Genomic DNA, 14575 nt, shown 5'->3' with positions numbered 1-14575 from the left:
GTCAGCACGGCTCGTCCCATAGTGTTGTTCACGAGATCACACAAGAACTCAGACCACTGATCCGAGGTGGCGCCGCCTGAGCGTCAACGGATTCACGACACTCCAAAGAGAGGGTAGTCATGGCAGACAATGGCCCAAGTCCTGAGGTTGCAGCGGAGATCGACGCCCTGGTCGGGCGCGGCCTCGCAGCCCTGCGCGAGTACCAGCGCTTCGATCAAGAACAGATCGACCAGATCGTAAAGAAGGCTTCCGTAGCCGCGCTTCACGAGCATGGAAACCTAGCTGTACTTGCCGTTGAGGAAACCGGCCGCGGCGTCTTCGAAGACAAGGCGACCAAGAACATCTTCGCTTGCGAGCACGTAACGAACTCGATGGCGAAGCTAAAGACGGTTGGCGAGATCAGCCGCGACGAAATCAACGGCATCGTCGAGATTGCCGAACCCGTTGGTGTGGTTGCCGGTATCACTCCTGTTACCAACCCCACCTCCACCGCGATCTTCAAGTCGCTCATCGCGATCAAGACCCGTAACCCCATCATCTTCGCGTTCCACCCGAACGCACAGAACTGCTCGGTGGCCGCCGCAAAGATCGTCCGCGATGCAGCGATTGCCGCCGGTGCCCCCGAGGACTGCGTCCAGTGGGTCGAGCACCCCAGCATTGAGGCCACAAATGCCCTCATGAACCACCCCGGCGTCGCCCTGATCCTGGCAACCGGTGGTAACGCGATGGTTCGCGCCGCCTACTCGTGCGGAAAGCCTGCCCTCGGCGTCGGTGCCGGTAACGTCCCCGCATTCGTGGAGCGTTCCGCCAAGCTCGGTCGCGCAATCAACGACCTGGTAATCTCCAAGGACTTCGACCACGGCATGGTCTGCGCGTCCGAGCAGGCTGTCATCCTGGACGCGCCGATCTACGACGAGGCCATGACCGAGTTCGAGCGCCTCCACGCGTACCGCGTGAACGATCGCGAGAAGGGCCTGCTCGAAGAATTCATCTTCGGCGCCCAGGCAAACTCCGAGAACTGCGCTGGGGCCAAGCTCAACCCCAACGTCGTCGGCAAGTCGGCAGTGTGGATCGCCAAGCAGTCCGGTTTCGACGTCCCCGAAGACACGTCAATCCTTCTTGCCGAGTGTTCGGGTGTCGGTCCGCAGGAACCGCTGACCCGCGAAAAGCTCGCGCCCGTCTTGGCCGTGCTGCGTGCCGAGAACTCCGAAGAGGGCATCCAGCTCGCCGAGCAGATGGTCGAGCTCAACGGTTTGGGTCACTCCGCCGCAATCCACACCGAGGACGAGGACCTGGCACGCGAGTACGGCTCGCGCGTCAAGGCGATCCGCGTCATCTGGAACTCGCCTTCAGCCCTCGGTGGTATCGGCGACATCTACAACGCGTTCATTCCGTCGCTCACCCTGGGTTGTGGTAGCTACGGACGCAACTCGGTCTCGAACAACGTTTCGGCCGTCAACCTGATCAACATCAAGCGAATTGGGCGGAGGAACAACAACTTGCAGTGGTTCAAGGTCCCGGCAAAGACGTACTTCGAGCCGAACGCGATTCGCTACCTCGAGGACATGTTCCACATCCACCGCGTCACCATTGTCACGGACGCGACAATGACGCGACTGGGCGTGGTCGACAAGATCATCGACGTCCTGAACCGGCGGCCAGAAAAGGTCTCGCTGCAGATCATCGACAATGTTGAGCCCGAGCCTAGCGTCCAGAACGTGCGCAAGGGTGCCGATCTGATCCGCGACTTCAAGCCCGACACGATCATCGCGCTCGGCGGCGGCTCGCCCATGGACGCGGCCAAGGTCATGTGGCTGCTGTACGAGCACCCGGAGATCGAATTCGCCGACATGCGCGAAAAGTACTTCGATGTCCGCAAGCGCGCGTTCAAGTTCCCGGAGCTCGGCAAGCTGGCCAAGCTGGTTTGCATCCCGACCACGTCGGGTACGGGTGCAGAGATGACGCCGTTCGCGGTCATCTCGGACCCGGAGGAAGGCAAGAAGTACCCCCTGGCCGACTACGCGCTGACGCCCACGGTCGCGATCGTCGACCCGGTACTGGCCCAGGGCCAGCCGAACTTCTTGGCTGCCGACTCCGGCATGGACGCACTGACTCACGCCACCGAAGCGTTCGTATCCGTGTATGCGAACGACTTCACCGACGGCCTGTGCCTGCACGCCATCAAGCTGATCTTCGAGAACATCGAAGAGTCCGTCACCGGAACACCCGGAACGGCCAAGCACATCAAGGCCCGCGAAACCATGCACAATGCCTCCTCGATCGCGGGTATGGCGTTTGGTAGCGCGTTCCTCGGAATTGTCCACGCCATGGCGCACACGATCGGTGGCCGCTTCCACCTGGTCCACGGCCGCACCAACGCCGTGTTCCTGCCGTACGCGATCCGCTACAACGGAACGGTCCCGGGCAAGCCCACCAGCTGGCCCAAGTACGAGCGTTACATCGCTCCGGAGCGCTACCAGATCATCGCCCGCCACCTCGGTCTTCCGGCCTCCACGCCGGAAGAGGGCGTTGAGTCGTACGCCAAGGCCGTCGACGAGCTGCGCGGCCGCCTGGGAATGCCCAAGTCCTTCAAGGAGCAGGGAGTCGACGAGCAGGCGTTCATCTCGCAACTGCACGACCTGGCACTGCGCGCATACGAGGACCAGTGCGCGCCCGCCAACCCCCGCCTGCCGATGATCGACGACATGAAAGCGATCATGGAGGCCGCCTACTACGGAATCACCGTGGAGGAGGTCAAGGCGAACCGCGCCGCGGCCGCGGCTGCTCCCGACGCGACCGTCGAGGCAAAGCCCGCGCGGAAGTCAAACAAGAAGGGCTGATAGGTCGCTTCTATAGGTGATTCGCACGAACCACATGGCTGAGGGCCACTCGCATAAGCGGGTGGCCCTCAGCCATGACCTGGTCCGCGAAGCGATAAGCGATATGCAGGGGTCAAACGCTCGCGGGGACGGCAGGGGTCAGCGTCCGCGGGGGCGGCAGGCACCAGCGTCCGCGGGGGCGGCAGGGGTCAGCGTCCGCCGGGGAGCAGCGCCGATTGCGTAAACGAACACGGCACGGACAGCCAGGACGATCTGGCTCACGGAGGCGAGAGAGACGGACCTTGGCGTCGCTCGATGGCGCGAATCGATCAGGCCGGTAGAACGATGCCCCGGCACCCGGCGAGCCGCGGTGCGACTCGGGTTCACGCCCTTGGGGTGAGATTAATCCTGCGAAGCCACGTCTGCCAGGCGCTCTTTGTAACCCGTACCACCGTCGTTGTCGACGCGCACAACGCCCGCCATGTATTCCCAGTGCCACGGCTCGTACCGGGCGCCCTTTGCCCAGTCGGGGTTCCCGAAACCGAAGTAGCCCGCGTTGGCTTGCAGCCAGGCCCACCGGTCGGCCGAAGTATATGTGGATTTGTCGAGGTCCACGGCGTATCCCCACCCGTGGTTCGATTTGCCGGCAGCGGCGGTCATGCCCGGGTTACTTGCGTACAAACCCGCCTGACGCCCGTACGATCGATAGGCCGACGTCACGAGCATGGGGGTGCCGAACCGCACCTCGAAGGCCTTAGACATCTCAGCAAAGGCGACCGCGGCCTCCGGCTGCAGCTGGTACCCGCCGCCCTGCGGCAACTCGCAGAGTTGGGAGGCCACCAACTCACCGTTCGTGCCGTCAGCGATCACGCTGGGATCGCATCCGGGCAGCGACGAACGGACCTCGGAACGCGTCGCCATGGCAGCCGACCGTTCGTCATCGGTCAGCGACTGCGCCATCGCGGCCGGGGCCGAGGGTTGCGCCACCGCCTTTTGGATGATCGACAGCGTAGTCGGCGCTAACGCCTGCGTCGCGCCGCCGACGCTTTGACTGCCCGCGGCGGCGGCCACCGCGGTGGCATCGGCGCTGCTCGCGGAGACGATCCTCTCGATCCCGGCGCCCTGCAACGAATCGAGCACATGCGTTCCGGGCAAAGCAACGGTTGCGACGGCCAAACCGGCGACGATGGCGGCCTTCGGAAGCCACCCTGCCGAACGGCGGGCGCGCGGCATCGCGTGAATGGAACCGGTGCGCGCACCCTGGCGCCGCGTGTCACTAAGCCCGGGCGTGCCGGTGCGATCCGCGGCCTGCGGGCCACCGACGGCGGTGGTTTCATTGACGAGCTTTGGCGCCGCCGCGCGGCGCGGCGCGACGCCGTCCCGATAGGCTCCGCCGCGAGCAATCTCGCCAGCAGTGGGTCGCCTGCGGAAACGCGTGCCCAACGTTGGAATGGCGGATGCCGAATCGGCGGCAGCAAATCGCTGTTCGCGCAGATGGCGACGCGTCGTGGGAGCGGCAGCGGTCGATTTTGCCTCGACTTCTAGCACTCGCTCTCCAATCATTGCGCGAAACACGGTCACGCCCGACTCATCGATCGAATCTGGCTACCCGGTCCATCGTACCCGCCCCTGCTCGGAAGCGAAAGGCGACGGGGATTTTACACAGGGGGATGCTCATGTACGTGGTGCCGCTGCATGTCGTCGTGAACTTCCCCGACCAGTTCCTCCAAAATGTCCTCCAGGAACACGATTCCAACGACTTTCTCCCCGTCAACCACCCGAACCAAATGCGCCCCCGTGCGTTGCATGCGGGCCAAGACGTCTTCCACATCCACGCTCGCGGACACCCGCGGAAGGGGCCGAATCGCCGCGGAATCCACCGGTTTGGACGCGGTGAAGTCGGTCGCATCAAGAACGTCCTTGATGTGGACATAGCCCAACGCATCCCCGTCGCTGTTCGCCACCACGAATCTACTGAATCCAGTACGCCGCAACGCATCCTCGATTTGGTCGGGGGTAACATCGGGCGGCACCGTCACAACCGCGGACATCGGCACCATCACCTGTGCCGCATTCAGTTCCGAGAATTCCAAGGCTCCCGTGAGCAGCCCCTCGTCGTCGCGCAATACGCCTTCCTGCCGCGATCGGTCCACGATCGACTGCACTTCCTGGACCGAAAATGCGGAGGCGACCTCGTCCTTCGGCGTCACGCCAGTGGCTCGCAAGATGTGGTTTGCCAGCCAGTTGATGACCACCACCACCGGCCCCAGCACCTTCGAAATCACCGTCAGCGGGGGGATCAATACAAGCGCGGCCTTGTCGGGAGCGGAAACCGAGATGTTCTTCGGCACCATCTCACCTATCACCACGTGCAGGTAGACGACAAAGAACAGGGCGATGGCAAAGGAGATCGGGTGCACCGCGCCGTCGGGTATCCCCATTGCCTGCATCGGCCCCTCTATGGCGTGAGCGATGGCGGGTTCGGCAATGGCACCCAATCCCACCGAACACAGCGTCACCCCCAGTTGCGCGCAGGCAAGCATGAGGGAGAGTCGTTCCATAGCCCAAATGACCCGCGTCGCCCCGCGATGACCGCCCTCGGCCAACGGCTCCATGGCGGCTCGGCGCACGGAGAGGATCGCGAACTCGGATCCGACAAAGAACGCGTTGGCGGCCAGCAGCGCCACGGCGATGATCAGCGCAACGGAGGTGCTCACGCTCGCGCCTCCCCCACCGCGGCGTCGGTGCCCGGCACGAGCCGAATCCGCACCCGCCCCACGCGGCGTCCCGCCATAGCCTCGACCCGCAGCTGCACCGCGCGCCCACCGGGCCCCGTGTCCACGTCGATGGTGTCGCCGGCCTGGGCGATCCGCCCCAGCCGGGCCATGATGAGCCCCCCGACCGTTTCGTAAGCCGCGGATTCTGGCAGAACGATGTCGGTGACCTCCGCGACCTCGTCGGGGCGAGCAAGGCCGGACACCGTCCAGGCGCCCGCGCCGGCGGCACTGATCAGTGCGCGATCGCGGTCGTGTTCATCCGCAACGTCGCCGACTATTTCTTCAATCACGTCCTCCAGCGTGACGATCCCGGACGTCCCGCCGTACTCATCGACGACGATGGCCAGCTGGCTACCCGCATCGCGCAATTCGACAAGCAGCGAGCGCAGCGGGACCGTTTCGGGGACTTGATGGGCCTCGTCCATAATCGCCGTCACCGGGACGGATTCGCGCCTAGCGCGCGGAATGGCCAGCGCCTTGCGCACCTGCACCAGACCGACAATGTCATCTCGCGAGGAACCCGTTATCGGGAACCTCGAATGGCCGGTTGCGCGAGCGAGCGTTATAACGTCGGCCGCACTCGATTCCGACGAGATCACCGAGACCCGAGTGCGGTCGGTCATAACATCGACCGCAAATAGTTCATCGAGTTCGATCGAGTTTGTTAGCAGGCGCGCCACACCGGTCTCGAGCGTGCCCATTTGCGCCGAGCGCCGCACCAGCGCCGCCAGCTCCTGCGCGGAGCGCGCACCCGACAGCTCCTCGCGCGGTTCGATGCCGCAGCGCCGCAATATGGCGTTCGCGGATCCGTCGAGGACCGCGATGAGCGGCTTGAACGCGACCGTAAACGCCCGCTGCAGCGGGACGACCAGGCGCGCGATCTGCCACGGCGCGGAAAGCGCGTAGTTCTTCGGAACCAACTCGCCGAAGAGCATCGAAAAGACGTTGATGGCGATCATGGACAGGGTGCCCGCAACGGCAAGCGCCGCTCCCGACGCCGCGGCCCGCGAGCTCAGGAGTTCGGCGAACAACCGCGACAGTGCGGGTTGGCTGACGTATCCGAGCAGGATTGTCGTGACGGTGATGCCCACCTGGGAGGACGATAGCTCCGTGGAGAGGCGCCGCAGGCTCGCGATCACAGTCCGCGAGCGCCGATCCTGCTTCTTGTCCGCCAGGAGTGCGGGATCGAGTGTGACGAGGGCGAACTCTGAGGCCACAAAGATGGCAGTTCCCAGCGTGAGGACAACGCCGATGGCCAGCGCAACGTAGTCGTTCATTGGTCTGGGCTGTTCACTATGCGTGCCTGCGCACGCGCGCGTCTGTCAACGTCCATGGTGGGCCAATACTACCGAAATTCGGCGCCGGCGCGGCGGCGGACACGATTAGCGCCGCCGCAGTCGCCCGCGGCAATGAAACATGTGCGACTCTGGAACCATGAGCTCCGCAACAACCATTGCCCCCGTGAAGATTCTGGTTGTCGAGGACGACCCGGATATCGCCGCCGCGGTTGCCCAACGCCTCGCCGCCGAGGGGTGGGTCGTGCAGGTCGCCCACGATGGATTGATGGCGGTCGACGCGGCGGCGAAGATGAACCCTTCGCTCGTGGTCTTGGACGTCATGCTGCCGGGCATCGACGGGTTGGAAGTGTGCCGCCGGATCCAATCTGCGGCGCCCGTGCCGGTCTTGATGCTGACGGCGCGCGACGACGAGATGGATATGCTGATCGGGCTGGGCGTCGGGGCGGACGATTACATGACTAAGCCGTTTTCGCAGCGCGAACTGGTTGCACGCATCAAGGCCTTGCTGCGGCGGGTGGAGCGCGCGACCAGCCCCGCGCCCACCGCCGAAAAGGCGCCGTTGGTAATCTCCGACCTGGTCATTGACACCGCACAGCGACGTGTCACGCGGGCCGGCAGCGAGATCCACCTGACACCAACGGAGTTTGAGCTGCTTGTCACCCTGGCCAGTGCCCCCAAGACGGTTCTCACGCGCGAAAGCCTGCTCGAAAAGGTGTGGGATTGGGTGGATGCTTCGGGGACTCGAACCGTCGATTCGCATGTCAAGGCGCTGCGCCGCAAGCTCGGCCCCGACCTGATTCGCACCGTCCATGGGGTGGGCTACGCGTTCGAACCTCCCGCACTCAACGGCTCGCGCCAGGACGTTTGAGGTGAGCTCCGCATCCCCGCGCCATTCCCGTTGGACCGACGTGCGGCCGCTGGATCGCATACCGTCGCTGAAGATCAAGCTGGGCGCGCTGGTCGTCTTTTCGGTGACCGCGGCGGCGTTGGTGACGTGGCTCGGTCTCCAATTTCGGCTTGGGCCAACGCGCACGTTCCCGGTGGCGATGGCAATCGCGCTGACCTTGACGTACCTGCTGGCCCACGGCATGACGTCTCCACTGCGGCAGATGCGCGATTCCGTGCAGGCAATGGCGGCGGGCGACTATTCGCGGCCCGTGGTTGCGACGAGCAGGGACGAGGTCGGCCAGCTCGCGAAGGCGTTCAACGCGATGGCATCCGAACTGCAAGCGGAAGATCAGGCCCGGCGCGACCTGGTGGCCAATGTGGCGCACGAAATCCGCACGCCGATTGCGGCCTTGCAGGCGCAACTTGAGAACCTAGTCGACGGCGTGAGCGAACCCACTCCCGCGGTTCTGGCCAGCTCGTTGCGGCAGACGGAAAGGCTGACGCGGCTTGTCACCTATCTGCTCGATCTGTCACGCATCGACGCGGGCACCGCTCCCCTGCGCATTGAGCCCATCGAATTGGCGCAGTTCTTGAATGAATGCACCAACTCCACCTTCGTCGCGGCCAGCCAGGCCGCAGTGACGGTGAACACGACCGTGTCGCCACGCGACATGGTCCTGCATGCCGATCCGGATCGCTTGGAACAGGTCCTGATCAATCTCGTTGACAATGCGATTCGCCATTCCCCCGCGGGTGGGACGGTCACGGTGGCGGCGTCGGGCAACTCGTCCTTTGTCTTTATCGACGTGATCGACCAGGGGCCGGGCATCCCGCGCGCGGAACGCGAGCGGGTGTTCTCAAGGTTTGTCAGCGGGCACGCGTCGGTTCACACCGGCCAGATACCTGCTGTGGGAACGAGCGAGCGCGCGGGGGATTCCCCGCGCCCGCGGCCCACGGGCGGCACCGGCATTGGCCTTTCGATCGTTCGTTGGGCGGTCGAGTTGCACGGCGGACGCGTCGGTGTCGTCGATTCGCCCACGGGTCTGATCATGCGGGTCACGCTTCCGCGGCGGCCGTCGCCTCAGCGCCAGTCGCAGTCCTGAGCGCAGCGCATCTAGACCAACACCAAGCCATGCGCAGGGGTTTCCATGGCGTCGTCTTTGCCCCCGCATTGCGCGCGCGCGAGACAGTTACCGCGCATACCCAACTCAATGCGGTCCCCATGAGAAAAAGGGCCTACGCTTAGCACGTAGCAACCGGCAGACCACTGGAACAGTTAAAGGGAGATCCCGCGTGTCCGCGAATGCTGATTCGAGCCCCCGTGGCGATGCCGCCACCGATTTCGGACCCAACGAATGGCTCGTTGATGAGCTCTATGATCAATTCCTGCGGGACCCCTCGAAGGTCGACCCCGCTTGGATCGAGTACTTTCAGCAGCGATCTGCCGCCGCTTCCGCGCCTCCCGCTTCCGCGCCTCCCGCTTCCGCGCCACAGACGGCCAAACAGGTCGCGAGCGCGGTGACAACTGTCACCGATGCCCCGCCCACTCCCGAACCCGGCGCGACGGGACACGACCCCGCTCCGCGGGCGACGGCGCAGCCCGCGACCGCACCTTATGCGGACGAGGCCCGCCGGGCGGTGCAAACCGATCCGGATCATGGCACCGACACGACGGCCAAGCTGCGCGGCCCAGCCGCGCGCGTTGTCAGCAACATGGAGTCCTCCCTGCACGTCCCCACCGCGACGTCGGTGCGAGCGGTGCCGGCCAAGCTCATGGTGGACAACCGGATCATCGTCAACAATCACCTTCTGCGCGGACGCGGTGGGAAAATCTCGTTCACGCACCTCATCGGGTTCGCGCTGGTAGAGGCGCTCGAAGAAGTGCCCGCCATGAACGCTTCCTACACGACGATCGATGGCAAGCCCGCAGTTGTCACCCCCGCCCACGTCGGGGTCGGCCTCGCTATCGACCTGGCCAAACCCGATGGCTCGCGCCAGCTCCTGGTTCCCTGCATCAAGGCCGCCGAAACGATGGACTTCGCGCAGTTCTGGCAGGCGTACGAGGACGTGGTCCGCAAGGCACGGACGGGTTCGCTCGGGGTCGAAGACTTCAAGGGCACGACGATCTCGCTGACGAACCCCGGCACCATCGGAACCGTCCACTCCGTGCCGCGCCTCATGCAGGGCCAGGGCACGATTATCGGCGTCGGCGCCATGGACTACCCGGCGGAATTCTCGGGCGCTTCCGACGAGCAACTGGCTCGCATGGCCGTCTCGAAGGTCCTGACGATCACCTCGACCTACGACCACCGGATCATCCAGGGCGCGCAATCCGGCGAGTTCCTGAAGGTCATGGCCAACAAGCTACTCGGTAACGATGGCTTCTACGATCGGGTCTTCCACTCCCTGCGGATACCCTACGAGCCGGTGCGTTGGGTGCGGGACAACACGATCGACGCCGCCGCCGAGGCGGCCAAACCCGCGCGTATCGCCGAGCTGATCCACGCGTACCGCTCCCGTGGACACCTGCTGGCGGACACCGATCCGTTGACATATCGGCAGCGACGCCACCCCGACCTCGACATCCAAACCCACGGGCTGACCCTGTGGGACCTGGAGCGACGGTTCCCAACTGCCGGTTTCGGTGGCAAAGAATCGGCAACCCTGCGCGACATCCTCGGATTGCTGCGGGATTCGTACTGCCGCACGATCGGCTTCGAATACATGCACCTGGCCGATCGCGCGCAGCGCAAATGGCTCCAGCAGCGGCTCGAAGCGGGGTACGAAAAGACCCCGCGCGCCGATCAGTTGCGCGTTTTGCGCAAGCTCAACGCCGCCGAGGCATTCGAAACCTTCTTGCAAACCAAATTCGTCGGGCAAAAGCGGTTCTCGCTCGAGGGCGGGGAATCGTTGATTCCGCTCCTGGACGCCGTGCTCTCGCGCGCGGCAACGGCCGGGCTCGATGAGGTGTGCATTGGAATGTCGCACCGTGGGCGGCTCAACGTGCTGGCGAACATCGCGGGAAAGAGTTACGGCCAGATATTCCGTGAGTTCGACGGCAACCTCGATCCGCGATCCGTGCAGGGCTCGGGTGACGTCAAGTATCACCTGGGGACCGAGGGCGTATTCGTAGCCGAATCGGGCGCCACGACCAAGGTGTACCTGGCGGCCAACCCCTCCCACCTCGAAGCGGTCAACCCGGTACTTGAGGGCATCGTGCGCGCCAAGCAGGACCGCATCGACCTGGGCGGCGATGGTTTCTCCGTGCTGCCGGTCCTCATTCACGGGGACGCTGCGTTCGCCGGCCAGGGTGTTGTGACCGAGACCCTCAACCTCGCGCAACTGCGTGGGTACCGCACCGGCGGCACCGTTCACATCATCGTAAACAACCAGGTCGGCTTCACGACGGGCCCAAGTTCATCGCGCTCGACCATGTACTGCACCGATGTGGCAAAGGGCTTGCAGATCCCCATCTTCCACGTCAACGGCGATGACCCCGAGGCCGTCATCCGCGCCGCGGACCTGGCATTCGCTTACCGCGAGCAGTTCGACCGCGACGTGATCATCGATCTCATCTGCTACCGCCGGCGGGGCCACAACGAGGGCGACGATCCCTCCATGACACAGCCGCTGATGTACAACCTGATCGAAGCGAAGCGTTCCGTGCGGACGCTTTACACCGAGGCACTGGTCGGGCGCAAAGACATCACCCCCGACGAAGCGGAACAGTTGGTCGCCGACTACCACACCCAACTCGAACGCGTTTTCACCGAGACCCGCGACGACAATTTCCTGCCCCCCGCCGATACCGAACCCATTGCGGGCCTGGAACGCCCGGAATCGCAGCGTGAAGACGCCGGCACGATGATCGGCTGGCGCACCGCGGTCGAGCAGTGGGTGATCGAACGCATCGGCGCCGCCCACCTCAACGCGCCGACCGGATTCACGGTGCACCCAAAACTCCAGCAGCTCTTGGAACGCCGCGAGAAGATGTCACGCGAAGGCGGGATCGACTGGGGTTTTGGAGAGCTACTCGCGTTCGGCTCGCTGCTCATTGAGGGGATGCCCGTCCGGCTCGCCGGACAGGATTCGCGGCGCGGAACCTTTGTGCAGCGCCACGCGGTGCTGCACGATCGCGAAACCGGCGCCGAATGGACCCCGCTGCTCTACCTCGCATCCGATCAGGCCAAGTTCTGGGTCTACGACTCGGCGCTCACCGAATTCGCGGGCCTCGGGTTCGAGTACGGATATTCCGTCGAACGCCCCGATGCGCTGGTTCTGTGGGAGGCCCAATTCGGCGACTTCGCGAACGGCGCGCAGACGATCATCGACGAGTTCGTTTCCTCCGCCGAACAGAAGTGGGGTCAGCACTCGTCGCTGGTCATGTTGCTCCCCCATGGGTACGAAGGGCAGGGCCCCGACCACTCATCCGCGCGCCTGGAGCGTTACCTCCAGCTGTGCGCCGAAAACAACCTCACCGTGGCGTTCCCGTCGACCCCGGCCTCGTACTTTCACCTGCTGCGCAAGCAGGCCTACCAGCGACCTCGCCACCCACTCATTGTCATGACGCCCAAGTCCATGCTGCGGCTCAAGGCCGCGAAATCCTCGGTCGCAGATTTCACCACCGGCACCTTCCGCCCGGTCATTGGCGACGACGAGGCCCGCGCCTCCGCAACCGCCGGGACCAGAATCGATCGCGTCCTACTGTGCGCGGGGAAGGTCTACTACGACCTTCTCGCCAAGCGTCGCGAGCTCGGCGACACGAACACCGCAATCGTGCGTTTCGAGCAGCTGTATCCGCTAGATCCCGCAGCTATCGACGACGCTTTGGCCCCCTTTGGGGACGCCGAGTTGGTGTGGGTGCAAGATGAGCCGGAGAACCAGGGTGCGTGGTCGTTCATCGCGATGCATCTACCGGCGGTGATCGGGGACAGGCGCCTGCGGGCGATGACCCGCACCGCGGCGGCATCGCCCGCCGCCGGCATGTCGAAGGTTCACCTGGCCGAACAGGCCGCGCTCATCGAAGCGGCGTTCGTGCGATGAGCGGTTCGGCAGATGCGCCCGTGCGCATCATCGTCATCGGCGACCAGTACGCGGCCGGATTCGGTGACCCCAAGGCGTTGGGGTGGACCGGAAGGGTTGCGGCGCGCACGCTTCCGCAACGCGAGATCGAGGTTGTCACGCTGGCGGTCCCGGGCGAAACCACCTCGCAGATGTCCGACCGCTGGTTCGCCGAATTCGAACGTCGTCGCGCGACCGACATCGAGACCCGCCTGGTGGTTGCGCTTGGCCCCGCCGATATCGAGCACGGCCTCTCGCTGGCGCGTTCGCGGCTCAATCTGGCAAACATCCTGGACGTCGCGATCGAGAAATCACTGAATCCGCTCGTGGTGGGGCCACCGCCGGTGTTGTCGCAAAACGAGGCGAAGCTCGGCGAACTGTCCACCGCCTTCCACGACGTTGCAGGGCGTCGTCGCACGCCATTCGTGGAGCTGTTTTCGCCGTTGCAGTACCACGAGCAGTGGCTCGGGGATCTGGCGGCGTCCGGAAATCGCCTGCCCCAGCAGGCGGGGTACGGCCTGATCGCCTGGCTCGTGCTGCACTACGGATGGCGCACCTGGTTGGGCCTGCCGAACGACGGCTGACGCCTAGGCGAGGATGCCGGCCGCCCGCAACTCGACGGTCAGGTCCTGCGGGTTGGACGATGCCGAACACGCCTCTTCGTAGGTGATGACGCCGTCGCGGACCAAGTCGAATAGGTGCTGGTCGAACGTCTGCATCTTGTAGTATTCGCCCTCCGCGATCAAATCCGACAGGGGCGGATTGTCCGCAGGGTCCATGATGGCCTCGGCCGTGCGGCCCGTGTTCACCAGCACCTCGGCGGCGACGCGTCGCCCGCCGCCGTCGGCCCTGCGCACCAAACGCTGGGAGACCACTCCGCGCAGGGCCTGCGCGAGCGCCGTGCGCACCTGCTGCTGCTCGTATGGCGGGAAGAAGTCGACGATGCGATTGATGGTTTCTTGGGCGTCGATGGTGTGCAGGGTGGACATCACCATGTGCCCCGTCTCTGCTGCCTGCAGCGCGGCCCGGACCGTCTCCGAGTCGCGCATCTCCCCCACCAAGATGACGTCCGGGTCCTGGCGCATTGCGGCACGCAGGGCGACATTGAAGTCCGCGGTATCGTGGCGCACCTCGCGCTGCGAGATGATGGCCTTCTTGTCCGTGTGCAGAACCTCGATGGGGTCCTCGATGGTCACTATGTTCACCTCACGGAAGGTGTTGATGAGATCGACCATCGCCGCCAGCGTCGTCGTCTTTCCGGAACCCGTCGGGCCGGTTACCAGGACCAGTCCACGCGGTTCGAGGGCGAGCGCGCCGACTATTTCCGGCAGCCCCAGCTCCGCCACCGAAAGCGCTCCCTCCGCGACCCGCCGAAACACGATGCCGACGTAGCCGCGCGCCTGATACGCGTTCACGCGGAACCGCCCCACGCCCTCGAGCTGGTACGCAAAATCCGCCTCGTGGGTCCGCTCGAATTCTTCGAAGAATTCTTCGGGAAGCACCTCGGAGAGTATGTGCAGCGTATCGGCGGGTGCCAGCACGGGCGCCTGCACCTTTCGCAGGCGACCGTCCACCCGCAGGCGCGGCACGGAACCCACCTTGCAGTGCAGATCGGATGCGCCGACGGAAACAAGCGCGTGCAAGAGCGGGGCCACAGACTGAACGTTACTCACAGGTCCATTATCGGCCGCACTCGGGTGAGCCTTAAACTATGGGACAATGTCTAGTGACC

At 64.7% G+C, this 14575-nt stretch carries 9 protein-coding genes; 5 read left to right on the top strand and 4 right to left on the bottom strand.

Translation table 11 applies throughout. The features are described 5' to 3' along the window. Positions 1 to 119: 119 nt before the first annotated feature. Positions 120 to 2840: a bifunctional acetaldehyde-CoA/alcohol dehydrogenase gene (adhE, locus tag FB389_RS09170; protein ID WP_142112959.1), complete on the top strand. Its 2721-nt coding sequence runs from the start codon at positions 120 to 122 to the stop codon at positions 2838 to 2840. 381 nt (positions 2841 to 3221) lie between these two features. Here adhE and FB389_RS09165 read toward each other — a convergent pair whose 3' ends face one another. The 3 genes from FB389_RS09165 to FB389_RS09155 form a co-directional block, all read right to left on the bottom strand. Then, positions 3222 to 4400, bottom strand: coding sequence for a M15 family metallopeptidase (locus FB389_RS09165; RefSeq protein ID WP_142112957.1), 1179 nt, complete (start codon positions 4398 to 4400; stop codon positions 3222 to 3224). Positions 4401 to 4477: 77 nt separating this feature from the next. Further along, positions 4478 to 5536 carry a hemolysin family protein gene (locus FB389_RS09160; RefSeq protein ID WP_142112955.1) on the bottom strand — a complete coding sequence of 353 codons (1059 nt, stop codon included), beginning with the start codon at positions 5534 to 5536 and terminating at the stop codon, positions 4478 to 4480. Further along, a complete protein-coding gene (locus tag FB389_RS09155; protein WP_142112953.1) occupies positions 5533 to 6873 on the bottom strand; it encodes a hemolysin family protein in 1341 nt (446 codons plus the stop codon). The genes FB389_RS09160 and FB389_RS09155 overlap by 4 nt, the downstream gene beginning before the upstream one ends. Before the next feature lie 157 nt (positions 6874 to 7030). Between FB389_RS09155 and FB389_RS09150 the strand changes: the two genes are divergently transcribed. The 4 genes from FB389_RS09150 to FB389_RS09135 all read left to right on the top strand — a co-directional run bounded on the left by FB389_RS09150 (position 7031) and on the right by FB389_RS09135 (position 13427). Continuing rightward, positions 7031 to 7762: a response regulator transcription factor gene (locus tag FB389_RS09150; protein ID WP_246043605.1), complete on the top strand. Its 732-nt coding sequence runs from the start codon at positions 7031 to 7033 to the stop codon at positions 7760 to 7762. A gap of 1 nt (position 7763) precedes the next feature. Continuing rightward, a complete protein-coding gene (locus FB389_RS09145; RefSeq protein WP_246043604.1) occupies positions 7764 to 8885 on the top strand; it encodes a sensor histidine kinase in 1122 nt (373 codons plus the stop codon). A gap of 190 nt (positions 8886 to 9075) precedes the next feature. After that, the gene (locus FB389_RS09140; protein WP_142112947.1) at positions 9076 to 12825 is read left to right on the top strand and encodes a multifunctional oxoglutarate decarboxylase/oxoglutarate dehydrogenase thiamine pyrophosphate-binding subunit/dihydrolipoyllysine-residue succinyltransferase subunit; all 3750 of its coding nucleotides are present in this window, start codon (positions 9076 to 9078) and stop codon (positions 12823 to 12825) included. Continuing rightward, positions 12822 to 13427: a GDSL-type esterase/lipase family protein gene (locus FB389_RS09135; protein ID WP_142112945.1), complete on the top strand. Its 606-nt coding sequence runs from the start codon at positions 12822 to 12824 to the stop codon at positions 13425 to 13427. The genes FB389_RS09140 and FB389_RS09135 overlap by 4 nt, the downstream gene beginning before the upstream one ends. A 3-nt stretch (positions 13428 to 13430) precedes the next feature. On the opposite strand, the gene FB389_RS09130 is transcribed toward FB389_RS09135, so the two are convergent. Beyond that, positions 13431 to 14516, bottom strand: coding sequence for a type IV pilus twitching motility protein PilT (locus FB389_RS09130; RefSeq protein ID WP_142112943.1), 1086 nt, complete (start codon positions 14514 to 14516; stop codon positions 13431 to 13433). Positions 14517 to 14575: the final 59 nt, after the last annotated feature.

It is taken from the genome of Rarobacter incanus (genome assembly GCF_006715765.1).
In the GTDB taxonomy this organism is placed as follows: Bacteria; Actinomycetota; Actinomycetes; order Actinomycetales; family Cellulomonadaceae; genus Rarobacter; species Rarobacter incanus.
The sequence above is the reverse complement of the archived record's forward strand: the minus strand, read 5'-3'. Positions and strand labels throughout refer to the sequence as shown.